10 protein-coding genes are annotated in these 13,163 nt (G+C 70.9%); 3 read left to right on the forward strand and 7 right to left on the reverse strand.

Annotated elements, in window-relative coordinates; translation table 11 throughout:
• Window positions 1–8: 8 nt before the first annotated feature.
• A complete protein-coding gene (locus ACZ6MZ_RS04210; protein ID WP_469349717.1) occupies window positions 9–2,126 on the reverse strand; it encodes a TPM domain-containing protein in 2,118 nt (705 codons plus the stop codon).
• Window positions 2,127–2,287: 161 nt separating this feature from the next.
• Between ACZ6MZ_RS04210 and ACZ6MZ_RS04215 the strand changes: the two genes are divergently transcribed.
• On the forward strand, window positions 2,288–3,349 hold the full coding sequence (locus ACZ6MZ_RS04215) for a glycoside hydrolase family 18 protein (protein ID WP_469350370.1): 1,062 nt from the start codon (window positions 2,288–2,290) through the stop codon (window positions 3,347–3,349).
• Here the strand turns inward: ACZ6MZ_RS04215 and ACZ6MZ_RS04220 are convergent.
• From ACZ6MZ_RS04220 to ACZ6MZ_RS04240, 5 genes are all read right to left on the reverse strand, one after another.
• Window positions 3,339–4,817 (reverse strand): glucoamylase family protein, encoded by a 1,479-nt coding sequence (locus ACZ6MZ_RS04220; protein WP_384181144.1) that lies wholly within the window; start codon window positions 4,815–4,817, stop codon window positions 3,339–3,341. The genes ACZ6MZ_RS04215 and ACZ6MZ_RS04220 overlap by 11 nt on opposite strands.
• 189 nt (window positions 4,818–5,006) lie before the next feature.
• A complete protein-coding gene (locus tag ACZ6MZ_RS04225; RefSeq protein WP_469349719.1) occupies window positions 5,007–6,854 on the reverse strand; it encodes a GH39 family glycosyl hydrolase in 1,848 nt (615 codons plus the stop codon).
• Between the two features lie 90 nt (window positions 6,855–6,944).
• On the reverse strand, window positions 6,945–7,871 hold the full coding sequence (locus ACZ6MZ_RS04230; RefSeq protein WP_469349721.1) for a carbohydrate ABC transporter permease: 927 nt from the start codon (window positions 7,869–7,871) through the stop codon (window positions 6,945–6,947).
• Entirely contained in the window at window positions 7,868–8,848 is a 981-nt protein-coding gene (locus tag ACZ6MZ_RS04235; protein ID WP_389789392.1) for a carbohydrate ABC transporter permease, read from the reverse strand. Before ACZ6MZ_RS04235 ends, ACZ6MZ_RS04230 begins: the two co-directional genes overlap by 4 nt.
• A 5-nt stretch (window positions 8,849–8,853) precedes the next feature.
• A complete protein-coding gene (locus ACZ6MZ_RS04240; RefSeq protein ID WP_469349723.1) occupies window positions 8,854–10,098 on the reverse strand; it encodes a sugar ABC transporter substrate-binding protein in 1,245 nt (414 codons plus the stop codon).
• Window positions 10,099–10,318: 220 nt separating this feature from the next.
• On the opposite strand from ACZ6MZ_RS04240, the gene ACZ6MZ_RS04245 reads away from it, so the two are divergent.
• Window positions 10,319–11,311 carry an acetylxylan esterase gene (locus ACZ6MZ_RS04245; protein WP_469349725.1) on the forward strand — a complete coding sequence of 331 codons (993 nt, stop codon included), beginning with the start codon at window positions 10,319–10,321 and terminating at the stop codon, window positions 11,309–11,311.
• A 25-nt stretch (window positions 11,312–11,336) separates the two neighbouring features.
• On the opposite strand, the gene ACZ6MZ_RS04250 is transcribed toward ACZ6MZ_RS04245, so the two are convergent.
• The gene (locus ACZ6MZ_RS04250; protein WP_384181157.1) at window positions 11,337–12,404 is read right to left on the reverse strand and encodes a LacI family DNA-binding transcriptional regulator; all 1,068 of its coding nucleotides are present in this window, start codon (window positions 12,402–12,404) and stop codon (window positions 11,337–11,339) included.
• 179 nt (window positions 12,405–12,583) lie between these two features.
• On the opposite strand from ACZ6MZ_RS04250, the gene ACZ6MZ_RS04255 reads away from it, so the two are divergent.
• Window positions 12,584–13,030: a MarR family winged helix-turn-helix transcriptional regulator gene (locus ACZ6MZ_RS04255; protein WP_384181159.1), complete on the forward strand. Its 447-nt coding sequence runs from the start codon at window positions 12,584–12,586 to the stop codon at window positions 13,028–13,030.
• Window positions 13,031–13,163: the final 133 nt, after the last annotated feature.

A 13,163-nucleotide genomic window follows, 5' to 3' on the forward strand; every position in this document is an offset into this window, starting at 1 on the left:
GAATTGCGTCAGAAACGGCCGCCGCCGCCCAGCCTGCCGCGCGTACCACCGCCGCCAAAACTGCCAGGACCGCCGCCACCCCCGCGGCCGCCCCCGAAACCTCCGCCAATGCCCCCGCCCCCTCCCTGTGCGCCTCCGCCGCCGAACAGGCCGCCGAGGATGATTCCGCCGAGCACGGCGCCGCCGAGCCCGCCTCCTGCTCCTTGTACACCGCCCGCCCCGTATCGGTTCCCGAACGACCGCACATCCTGCTCGGCGAGATCCTGCGCCTGCCGGGCCAGCGCGTCCGCGTGCTGCGCCTGCGTCAGCGCGCCCTGCGCGTCGGCCCAGGAATCCAGCGCGTGCGCCCGCTCCAGCAGCCGCTGAGACTCCGCCAGGCGGGTACGGGCCTGGCTGCCGACCGCCCCGCGATGGGTGGTGATGTAATCGGCGGCGGCGCCGACGGCCGAGCCGGCGGTGAGCGTCGCCAGGCCGAGGTGGGACCTCGCCCGCCGGTCGCCCTCCTCGCGGGCCCGCGCCCCCGCCAGCGCCTCGTCGAGGACCGCGTCCGCCTCCTCGACCCGGCGCAGGGCGTCGATCGGGTCGTAACGCCCGGTGTCCTGCTCGCGCCATACGTCTGCGATCACCGCCTCGGCGCGGCCGATCCGCCCCCGGAGATCGGCCGTCGGCACACCGTCCGCGATGCCTTTCAGCAGGCCGCGGGCGTCGGCGAGGTCCGTCTCCGTCTCGGTGAGGGCGCCGGGCAGCTTCCCGGCCGCCTCCGCGAGTTCCAGCGCGCGCCGCTCGACCGCCGTGACGAGGGTGGTCGCCTGGCCGACGGCCCCCTCCGCGGCGCGCACCTGCACGGCCGCCTTGCCGTTGTCCCCCGCGTCGATGAACCCGCGGGCCTCGTCCAGGCCGGTGGCGGCGAAGACCATCCGGTCCTCGGCCTGCGCGGCATTGTCCGCGACGGGGGCGGAGGCCGAGTCGGCGTAGCGCCGGCGCAGCGCGGTGAGCGTGCCCCGCGCCGTGACGACGCGTCCGCTCAGCTCGTCGAAGGCCGCTTTGACGGCATCAAGGGCCTGCGGCGCGTTCCGCTCCAGGGCGCGCAGCCGGTCGAAGCCCTCGGACTCGGCGTCCAGCCGGCCGTCAGCCTCCGTGCAGCGGGCGATGATCTCCTCCAGCATCCGGCGGCGGGTCGCGTCGTCCTCCGGAAAGGCATCGTCCAGTTGCTGGCGCAGCCGGAACGCCAGGGTCAGCTCCCCCTTCGCGAAATGCACGGCATCGTTGAAGGGCGCCGCGGCCTCCTCTCCGAACTGTGCCGTGGCGAAGCCCACTTCTTCCTGACTGGTGCGCAGGGCGTCGTCCGTGTCGACAAGCATCCGCTTCGCCCGGCTCTCGAGCTCGGGCAGCGGAGTCCCGGCGGGCGGCGCGGGTGAGCCCCAGCGCTGCCGGCCGCTGCGCGGTGTCGTGAGGGTTTCCGCCCGCCGCCTGCGTCGCGCGTACGCGTACGCCGCGACGGCTCCCGCCCCGACCACCAGCACGACGGGCAGCACCAGATTGCTCGCGGCGCCTGCGTCGGCCGCGCTGCCGCCCGGGTCGACCACCCCGGGAGTGATGGCGGGCGTGGGTACGGCCCGGCCCGCCAACACCGCGGCGTACCCGTTCGCCGCGCCGATCGCCGCGCCCGCCCAGTCGTTCTGTCTCAGCGCGGGCTCGACGGCCGTCCTGGCGACATCGGCGAGCCGGCTGCCGGTGAGGGGAGCGCCGACGTCGGCGGAGTAGGCGTACTGCCGGTCGTGGGTGGCGACCGCCAGCAGGATGTCGTCGCGGCCGAGGCCGCTGAGCCGGGCGGTGGAATCGGCCCAGCTCTGGGCGGGGCGGCCGGAGAAGTCACGTACATACGCGACGAAGAGCTGGACGCGGCTGTCGTCGTACAGCCGGTCGAGGGAACGGCTCACCTGGCTCCTGCGGTCGCCGAGCGCGCCCACCTTGTCGGTGATCTGACCCTGCCGGGAGAGGGGGATCGGATCCTCGGCGCGGGCGCGCTCGACGGCGGGTACGACCAGCCACCACGCCGTGACCAGCACGGCCAGAAGGGCCCGGCCTGCTGTGCGCGTCCGGATACGGCTCGCGAGCGGCGTCACACTGCGGAGGTTATGTCCGTGCCGCAGCCTCCGCGACCGGACGCCGCCCCCCTTCCGACCGCACACCGCACCCGTTCTTCCCGGGGCTCGGCGCATAGCCTGGTCACCTTCCCGGCCGGGGGGCCGGGGCTCAAGGGGAGGGGACAGCTTTGCGTGCACGGCTGCGTGGATTCGGGCGGACACTGATACGGGCCTGGCGCGATCCCCGCGCACGGTGGCCCAAGCGGGTCGCACTGGTGCTGGCCGTCCTGCTCGTCGTGCCCGTCGTCACCGGCGCGGCCGCCCTTCGGCTCACCTACGCGGGGGAGCTCCTGGACGGCACCCAGACCCGGGGCCGGGACGCCATCTGGCTGGGCCACGCCTGGGTGGACGGCCGCAAGAAGGACGCGGATATCGACGCCTTCGCGCGCCGGATCAAGGGAACGGGGATACGCGACCTGTACGTCCACACCGGGCCGCTGGAGCACGACGGCACCCTGCCCGCCGACCGCTATCCCCGCGCGCGATGGCTGATCGACGCCGTACACCGTGAGATGCCGGGCGTACGTGTGCACGCCTGGCTGGGCGACAAGCTGGCGACCGAGAGCCCGGACGGGCTGCGCCTGGAACGTGCCGCGTCCCGAGTCGCCGTGGTGCGCTCCGCCGAACAGATCCTGGACGTGGGCTTCGACGGCGTCCACTTCGATCTGGAACCGCTGCACTCGGACGACCGCGACTATCTCTCGCTGCTGGACGACCTGCGCGTGCTCACCCGGGCACGCGATGTGCCGCTCTCCGTCGCCGCCCACCAGATCGATCCCCTGCCCGCGCTGCACTCCGCCGCGGGCGCTCTCGCTGGCCACCCCAAGTGGTGGTCGCAGGCGTTCTTCGCCGAGGTGGCCCGGCGGGTCGACCAGATCGCCGTCATGTCGTACGACACGGCGCTTCCGGTGGAGAGTCTGTACGGCGGCTATGTCGCCCAGCAGACGGCCCTCGCCCTCGAGGTCACGCCCGAGGACACCGACCTGCTGATGGGGCTGCCCTTCTACCACACGGAGGAACTGGGGCATCACGCTCACGCGGAAACGGCCGCGGCCGCGGTCCGCGGCGCCCGGCTGGGGCTCGGGCGTACGGACCGCGACCGGGAACGCTTCGGGGTCGCGCTCTATGTCGACTTCGCGGCGACGGAGGCCGACTGGACCGCCTACCGCGAGGGATGGGGCTGCGTGGCCGCTAAATGCTGAAACGCTCCTTCGCCAGCAGCGGGCGGACCCGCGAGGTGAATCCGCCGCTGCGGAAGGGGTTCTGCAGCAGCCCGGGACGCAGCTCCTGCGCGAGTGCGGCGGCGATCATGCCCTGGTCGAGGGCGAGGACGAAGTCGCTGACCCGGCCGGTCCCCACGTTGACGGAGTCACGGAAGCCGTAGCGGTCGTCGTACGCCCCGAAGTCAGCGGCGATGGCCTTGAGGTTGGCGATGGCCTCACCGCGTGCCTGCGGCAGCGCGAGGAACGACGCGTGCGGAGTGACGACACCGTTGGTGTAGGCCGAAGCCGGCGGCAGCGGCTCGCCGTGCGTGACGAAGGTGCGGTCGGTGTTGGAGGCGTAGCCGTCGATCTGCATGCCGATCGCGTCGACGCCGTACTCCTGATAACCGCCCTCGGGCACATTGGAGGGGGAGAAGCCCCAGTAGCCGTAGCCGGCCTCTTCCATGCCGTGTTCGATCTGGGAGCGGACGTAGCGCTGGTGGGTGGTGCCCCAGGAGCGCGGCGACCACTCGGTCTCGGGCACGAAGAGCGGCACCATCAGCGCTTCGAACATCGAACCGCCCCAGGTGGGGACGAGCTTGCGGCCGCGGTAGGTGTAGTGCCCCTGCCAGAGGCGGACACCGTCGATGGTGTCGTACGCCCCCTGCGGGGGCTGCTCCTGCCCGTTCTCGGGGACCATGGTGCGCAGCATGTGCCAGTAGTGGTCGGTGGGGACGGTGCCGTCGGCTATGCCCAGATAGCTGGCCATGCGGGGCTCGGTGTTGAGGGCTCCGTAGTGATGCGCGGTCGGCTCGCCGGTGTCGGTCCAGAAGCCGCCGCGGAGCTGGCCGGGCTTGGCGATCGGGTCGGCGGGGTCGTACGGCGTGTAGAAGTACGACCAGTCGGCGGTGGTGAGGAGCGCGGCGACCCGGCGGCGCAGCTGCGGGTCGGCGTCGGCGGCGATACGCAGGCCGGTGACGAGCCAGGCGTTGTCGACGGAGGAGAGGAAGGGGCGGACCGGGTCACCGGTCTCCGGCCAGCTGGTGAGGACGGAACCGTCGTGGGAGTCGTACCAGTTGAGCCAGAAGCCGTGGTGGCGTTCGAGCCGCTCGACGGCCGAGACGGTACGGGCCAGCCGGCGCCGCATGGTGTCGTGGTCGATGACGCCCAGGCCGGCCGCGGCGACGGTGGACCAAAGGCCGCAGCCGATATTGGTGGGTGAGGTGTTCTGCGAGGGCACGGGCGTGCCGGGCTTGCTGACGTCGATCTTGTCGGCGGTGAGACCGAAATCGGTCGTCATTGCCTCGATCGAGTGATACGTGTCGTGGAACCAGCGGCGCAGCAGCGGTGTATCAGAGGCATGAGAGACACGAACACGCGGCGCGGCGACGGCAGGTGTGGATACGGCTCCGAGGGACAGGGCGGCGGCCCCGGTTCCCGCGGCGGCGAGAAACGTGCGACGGTCCATAAGAGTCCAGCTTCCCTTGACAGGTGTGGAGTTGTGGCTAGGACGTGGGCAGCGGTGCGGGCGTTGGCCGTGGTGCTGGTGGCGCGTTCGGCTGCCGCCGCGGCTGCGGCTGTGCGTCGGGCGGTGGTGATACGGGGGCCGACGGCGGTCAGGTGCCGCCGGCCCCCGGGTCTGTGGGGGCCGGGTGGATCAGCCGCGGGCGAGACGCAGGAAGCGGATGCCCGGGTTGGGGAGGCCGACGGTCAGCGCGGCGGTGCCGTCGGCGTCCGCGGTGACGGGCGCGAGATCCTCCTCGGGCAGCCGGTCGGCGGCCCGCAGCTTCTGCCACTGCTGGTCGTCGGGCCAGTCGCCGCCGTCGAGGTCCTTCCAGACGGCCTGGATATTGGCGTGCTGCTCATCGACCCGGCGCGACCGGACGGAGTAGACGGCGCCCGGTTCGAGCCCTGTGACCCGCACGGCCGCGGTGCGGTCGAGTGCGGCCGCGCCGTCGATCTTGGACTGGTCGAGGGTGCCGTTCCAGAGCAGGACGTCCACGGTGGAGCGGTCGTCGGCGCGGGTGGCGACGGACTCGACAAGCGCGTCGGCGCCGTCACCGGAGACGGCCGCGGGAATCCGGCCGCCGACCAGCTGGGAGAGGAGGTACAGCGCCCAGAAGCGAGGCTTGCGCAGATTGCCGACGGTCAGCAGCCCGAAGCCGCCGTGGAAGAGCCGCGGAGGCCAGCCCAGCTCCTCGAACTGGTCGGAGGCGACCCAGTAGGAGAGGCAGTCGGTGGACGACAGGGCGCTCTTCATGCCCCGCAGGACGAACGGCGCGGCGAAGACGGAGTCGCTGACGCGGTGGAAGTGGGTGGGCGTGACGCCCCACTCGGTCCACAGGATCTCCGGCTCGGGCCGGCCCGTCGCCTCGGCGAAGGCGCGTGTCATCGGACGGAAGTCCAGCGGGGCGTTGCCGTAGGTGTGGGTGGAGACGAAGTCGACGGGGACGTCGTGCTCCTGGCAGTACTCCAGCAGCGCGCCGACCCAGCCGGCCGCGGCGGACGAGGGCCCGCCGACCTTGATCCGCTCGTCGACGTCCTTCACGGCGCGTACGGCGACCTCGTAGAGGCGGTGGTAGTCGTCCTGGGTGCCGTTCCAGAACACCTCGAGATTGGCCTCGTTCCAGACCTCGAACTCCCAGCCGGCGACGGTGTCGCGGCCGTACCGCTCCTGGAGGTGAACGGTCAGCTCGCGGCAGAGATCGCCCCAGCGTTCCCACTGCGTGGGCGTGGAGACCAGGGCCTTGTAGTCGAAGACCGTGTAGTCGGGATCGGAGGCCAGCTCCTTGGGCATGAAGGAGAGTTCGACGACCGGCTTGAGGCCGGTGGCGAGGAAGCGGTCGTAGACGACGTCGAGGCCGGAGAAGTCGAAGGAGCCATCACCCCGGACGGTCACGGTCTCGGGCAGGAAGGTGCCGTGCGCCCGCACGGACCGTACGCCGATCTCGTCCCGGACGATGGCGAGCGCCTCGCCGTACTCCTTTGCGACATCGGAGCCGCCCGCGCCCGGCTTGTCCCAGACCAGCAGGGAGAAGTGCTCGGCGCCGATCATCCGGTTCCAGACGCCCGGGAGTTCGGTGGCCGGGGCGGCCGCGTCCACCGCGACGGTGACCTCGGCGGGGCGCGAACCGGCGGCCCTGGCGGAGCCGGCCACGGCCTCGGAAAGCGCGCCGGCGCCGCTGTCGGACCAGGTGGCGACCTTGTAGAAGTAGCCACGGCCGGGCTCGGCCAGCGTGTCCGCGTACGGCGGGTGGGGCACGGCGAGCACATCGCCGCCGAGGTGGTCGAGCGGCGCGTAGGGGCCCTCGGCGGAGTCGGCGCGGTGCACGAGATAGCCCAGGGCGCCCGCCACCGGCCGCCAGGTCAGCAGCACATGGCCGGTGCCGTCCTCGGCGGACAGGCGGACGGGCGCGGGAAGCTCCCCGATGCCGGTGAGCCGCTCGTCGCTGGGCTTCCCGATGCGCGACTCCCAGTCGGCGCGAGCGGCGGACTTTTCGGTCATGAAAGTACAAACCTTTTCTTGTTGGGGTGCGCGGAGCCGGAGCGGCGATGTGCGGGTCGTCGCAGCTGCCGGGGCGCGGAGGACGGGCTGCTACTTCAGGCCGGCCGTGGCGACGCCCTGGGTGAAATAGCGCTGCAGCACGAGGAAGACCAGCAGCACCGGCAGCACGATCAGGAAGGAGCCGGCCATCAGCATTCCGTTGGAGCCCGCCGACTGATTGGGGTCGGTGGCGAAGGTGGCCAGGGCCACCGGGAGGGTGTATTTGTCCGGGTCGTTGGTCGCGATCAGCGGCCAGACGAAGTTGTTCCAGGAGCCCAGGAAGGTGAGGATCGCGAGCGTCGCGAGGGCGGGCTTGACCAGCGGCATCACGATCCGCCAGAAGATGTACCACTCACCGGCGCCGTCCATCCGGGCCGCTTCCAGCAGCTCGTCGGGGATCGACTGCATGAACTGCCGCATCAGGAAGACCCCGAAGGCCCCGGCGGCGAACGGCAGCACCAGACCCGCGTACGAATCGATCAGCTGCAGTTTGCTCATCAGGACGAAGAGCGGCAGCAGCATCAGATTGCCGGGCACCATGAGCGCGCCCAGCACCAGGGCGAACAGCTGGTTCCGTCCGGCGAACCGCAGCTTGGCCAGGGCATATCCCAGCATCGAGCAGAACACCAGATTGCAGACGGTGACCAGCACCGCGACGATCAGGGAGTTGGCGAAGTGCAGCGGCAGATCGAGCCGGTCGAGCAGGCGCGCGAAGTGGTCCAGGGTCCACTCGGTGGGCAGCCACACCGGTGGGCTGGCCGCCAGCTCGCGGTCGGTCTTGAAGGCGGACAGCGCCATCCAGAGGAACGGCGCCGACATGACCAGCAGCCCGAGCGACAGCAGTGCGTACACCCCGGGCTTCTTCAGCCGCTCGGTGCGTGCGCCCCGCCCGACGGGCGCGGGGGCCTTGGGTGCGGAGGGGGCCGGGGCGGTGCTCTGCGGGGCCGCGGCGGGGGCCGGGGTGGGTGCGGCGCTCATTTCGTGTTGTCCTTCAGCAGACGGAGCTGGAGCACGGTGATGCCCATGATCACAACGAAGAGCACATACGCCATGGCGCTGGCATAGCCCATGTGGAAGAAGCTGAAGCCCTCGCGGTACATGTTCAGCGAGACGGTGAGGGTGGTGTCCGAAGGGCGGCCCTGGGTCATCACGAACGGCTCCTCGAAGACATTGAGATAGCCGATGCTGGTGATCACCGTGGCGTACAGCATCGTGGGCCGCAGCAGTGGCACGGTGATCCGGCGGAACTCCTGCCAGGCGCCCGCGCCGTCCAGCCGCGCCGCCTCCCGAACATCGGTGGGGATGGCCTGCAGGCCCGCGATGAAGAGCACCATGACCGTGCCGAGATTGCGCCATACCGCCATCGCGATCAGCGAGGGCATGGCCAGCTTCTCGGAGCCGAGGAAGTCGGGGGCGGTGAGCCCCACTTCGGAGGCCAGGCCCGCGATCAGTCCGTCGGACGGATCGAGGACGAAGCGCCAGACGACGGCGACGGCGACGATGCTGGTCACGACCGGGGCGTAGAAGCCGACCCGGAAGAAGGTGCGGGCCCGGTCGACGCCGTTGTTCAGCAGGACGGCGGCGACGAGCCCCGCACCGATGGTGAGCGGGACGCCGACGACCACGAAGTACGCAGTGTTGAAGAGGGACTTGAGGAACTTCTCGTCGCCGAACAGCTTCGTGTAGTTCTCGAAGCCGATGAACTCCGCCGAGAGGGGGTCGGTGACATTGCGCAGCCCGAAGTCGGTGAAGCTCATGAGGAGCGTCGCGATGATCGGGAAGGCCATGAAGACGGTGAACAGCACCAGGAAGGGGGTGGAGAACAGCCAGCCGGCCAGATTCTGTACACCCATGGGGCGCGGCGTGCGGCCGTTCCCCCGGCCGGCCGGGGGACGAGCCCCCGGCCCGGACTTCACCGGGGCCGCTTCCGCGGCGGGTTCGGTCGTGGCGCTCATCGCTGTTACTCCACGAGCCCTTCGATCTCGGACTGTGCCTTCTCGGCGGCGTCCTGAGGCGAGGCCTTGCCCTGGGTCACCGAGGCGATGGCGTCGTCGACCTTCGAGCTGATCTCGGTCCACTTGGGCTGCACCGGCGAGGCCTTGGACGATTCCATCTGCTCACGGAAGACCCGCAGGCCGGGGTCGTCGGCGAGCTTGCCGGAGTCCCAGGCGCTGGTGTTGGCGGGCAGATCGCTGGAGCGGGTGAACCAGTCCTTCTGGCCTTCGGTTCCGGTGAGGTACTTGACGAAGTCCTTGGCCGCGGCCTTGTGCTCGCTGTCCTTGGAGATGACCAGGCTGGAGCCGCCCGCCATGGAGACGGAGCCCTTGTCGGCGGGGATCTTCGCGACGCCCCACTTGTCCTTGAGGTCGGGGTAGCCGTCATTGATCAGCGACATGATCCAGGGGCCGGAGAAGAACATCGGCACATCGCCGGTGTTGAAGTCCTTCAGCACCTCGTAGCCGGGCGCGACGTTCTTCTTGGTCAGGCCCTTGTCGAAGTACGTGCCGTACTCCGTCAGGGCCCTGACGGAGGCGGGGCTGTTGACGACCGCCTTGCCGTCATCGGTCACGATCTCCCCGCCGGCCGAGTACAGGAAGGGATACCAGCTCTGCACGGTGTCCAGGCCGCTGCCCTGGATGTAGATGCCCCACTTCGTGCCGGCCTTGTCCTGGTAGGCGGTGGCGAGCTGCCGCAGCTCCTGCCAGGTGGCCGGCGCCTTGTCCGCCCCGGCCTTCTCCGCCAGGTCGGTGCGGTAGTAGAGGACACGGGTGTCGACGTACCACGGGACGCCGTACACGCCGCCGTTCGTCTCGCCCTGCTTCCAGGCGGCGGGGAAGAAGTCGTCCTTCTTGAAGACGGAGGTGTCGACCGGCTCCAGCACCCCGAGCTCGGCGAACTCGCCCATATAACTGCCGCCCATCTGCGCCACATCGGGCAGATTGCCGGCGGCGGCCGCGGAGACCAGCTTCTGGTGGGCGACGTCCCAGCCGACCGGCGTGACCTTGACGGTGATGTGCGGGTTCGCCTTCTGGTACACGGCGGCCACATCGGCGAGCTTCTCGCCTTCTGCGCCCATGGCCCAGACGGTGAGTGTCTGCTTCTTGTCGGCGGTGACTCCCTCACCGCCGGAGCTCCCGCACGCGGTGATTCCGAATGCCACCGCGAGTGCGGTGGCGGCAGAGGCGGTTCTGGCGGTGCGGTGCATGGACGGCTCCTCCTTGAGCTCCCCGATGTATGCGCTGCCTGTAAGCGCATACATCACTCTGCCGCTGTCACTTCGACATCCGCAAGAGGGGCCTAGGTCACACTCGTGCAACATGTGTGACATCTGCCCGAGTGGCTTCCGTGAGCCAAGCCGGGTTGTTTGCGCTTCGGGAGCAGTTGTGACGGATTCCGGCTTTGACCGGTGGGTTACTGTCGCGCTCATGTCCGCGTTCGAGCACGGCTTTCCCTTCGACCCGGCCTACGGCCGGACCCTCGATCAGCTGCTCGCCACCCCTGCGCCTGCCCCGCCGGACGGATTCGACACCTTCTGGCAGGCACGTCATGAGGCCGCCCGCCGGGTGGAGACGGCGCCTGCCGTGGGCCCGCAGGAGGAGGAGCGCGACGGCTTCCGGATCTTCGGAGTGTCCTTCACCTCCGTCGGCGGACTGCGGCTGGGTGGTTGGCTCGTCCTGCCCGCCGACGGCCCGGCCGAGCGCGGATTCGTCATCGGCCACGGCTACGGCGGGCGCCAGGAGACCGGATCCGCCGTGCCGCTCCCACTGCCCCGCTCCGCCGCGATCCTCCCGTGCGTCCGGGGAATGGGCGCCCGCAGCCGCCGGCCCGGCATCCCCGGCGACGCCGACCGGCATGTCCTGCACGGCATCGCGTCCCGCGACACCTATGTCATCGGGGACTGTGTGGCCGACCTGTGGTGTGCGGCGTCCGCGCTGCTCGAACTGGTGCCGGAGCTGATGACGCCGGGGGGAGCCCGGCTCGGCTATGCCGGGGAGAGCTTCGGCGGTGGTCTCGGCGCCCTGGCGCTGCCCTGGGACGACCGGTTCGCCTGCGGCCTGCTGACGGTCCCGACCTTCGGCCATCACCCCCTGCGGCTGACGCTCCCCTGCGCCGGGAGCGGTGAAGCCGTCCGGGCCCGGCATCACGACCACCCCGAGATCATGGACGTCCTGCCGTACTTCGACGCGGCCACGGCCGCGAGCCGGATCCGTATCCCGATGATGATCGCGCCGGCGCTGTTCGACCCGTCGGTGCCGCCGCCGGGCCAGTTCGCCGTATACAACGTGCTGACCGGCCCCCGCGAGCTGCACGTTCTGACCGCCGGCCATGTCGAGCACCCCGGGGCCGCGGCGGAGGCCAAGGGGCTGCTGGCGGCCGGACAGCGCTTCTTCGCGGAGCGACTGGCGCCGCGGCCCTGATCCGCCACGGATTACGGGACCGCTCTCAGCCGCAGCCGCAGCTCGCGCGGCGGGCCACCGAGACCGGGAGCATCAGGGAGACCGGCTCGCGGTCGCGCTCGCCGAGCCGCCGTACGAGCAGCTCCACCGCTTCCTCGCCGAGCCGCCGCATCGGCTGGCGTACGGTCGTCAGCGAGGGCCGCACCATCCGGCTCAGCGGAATCCCGTCGAAGCCCGTCACCGCGATGTCCTCGGGCACCCGGACTCCGCGGCGTTCCAGTGCGTGGAGCGCGCCGATCGCCATCTGGTCGTTGGCGAAGAGCATCGCCTGTGGCCGGCCGCCGTCCCGGTCGCCCCGCTCCAGCAGGGCTTCCGCCGTCCGCTCACCCTCGGCCTGCGTCATCATCACGGCGCGCAGATCCGGTTCGTCGGGCACCGGCAGCCCGGCCTCCTCACACGCCTCCCGGAACCCCCGGAAGCGCGCTTCGGCGTCCGGTGACTCCTTCTCGCCACCGACGAAGGCGAGTGCGCGCAGCCCGTGGTCGCGGATGAGATGGCGGGCCAGCTCCCGTTCGCCGTCGGAGTTGGCCACCTCGATATGGTCGAGATGGTCGATCTCGCGCGGCCCGGCCAGCATCACAACCGGAAGCCGTCGCGAAATCACCTCGAGGTCCTCGGTGGGCACGGTCCGCGCCAGTACGGCGAACCCGTCGACCCGTCCCGCGACGTTCGCGACCAGCGACTCGGGCCCGCCCCGCAGGGACGCGGCGATCAGCAGCGCGTAGCCGTGGCGCCGCGCGGCCCGCTCCATCCCGCGGATGATCTGGTCGGAGTAGAGCATCACCGCGGAGTCGTCGTACGCGTCGTCCGCCTCGGCTTCGGTCTCGGCGTCCGGGTCCGCGTAGTCGGGGAAGCAGAGCCCCAGCACACCGGTGGTCCTGCTGGCCAGGCCGCGGGCGTTTCCGCTGGGTACGTAGCCCAGCTCGCGGGCGGCCTCCAGCACCCGGTCACGGGTCTGGACGCGTACGGAACCGGGGTTCCGATAGACCCGCGACACCGTCGCGATGGAGACGCCTGATCGCTCGGCGACGTCGTACACCGTAGGGGCACTCACCCGACCGACCGTCCGCTTCTTCTCTGTCCGTATGCGCCGGAGCGCGTCATGAAAGCGCATTCACCCTAGGCGCGCTCTTGTCCCGGGGGCAAGGCGGGGTGCCCGTCAGCGGCGAGAACGCGCCATGAGAATAACAGGCAAACTTGCAAGGCTACCTGCCTATCTCGTACGGTGGTCCAATGCCCGAACCGTCCGACGACGACCCGACCGCGGAGCAGGTGGCCGCCGATCTCAGCGCTGTGGTCAGCAGGCTGATGCGGCGGCTGCGAACGGCCTCGCCCGACAGCCGGCTCACTCCGTCCCAGCGCTCGGTGCTGGCGCGACTGGACGTCGAGGGGCCGTCCACCACGGCCGCGCTGGCCCGCGCCGAGTACGTACGTCCCCAGTCCATGCGGCTGACCCTCGGCGCCCTGGAGGAACAGGGCTTGGTCGCGCGGACGCCCGATCCCGACGACGGCCGGCAATCCGTCGTATCGGTCACGGACCCCGGCCGCAGCACGCTCGCAGGGGTCCGCGCGGCCAAGCGGGGCTGGCTCTCCGACGCCATCGCCGCCGAGCTGGACAGCGCCGAGCGCCGCACCCTCTCCGACGCGGCCGCTTTGCTGCAGCGGCTGGTCGAGAAGTGAGCCCCGGCGGAGCGAAGGGCCCCGGCGGAGCGAAAGAAGTGAGGGAGTGACGGAGACGGAGGCAGGCGACATCGCGACCGATCCCGAAACCCACGCCCCGGGAGCCGGCACCACGGCAGTCGACGGCGCGCAG

It is taken from the genome of Streptomyces sp. NPDC042201 (genome assembly GCF_055582185.1).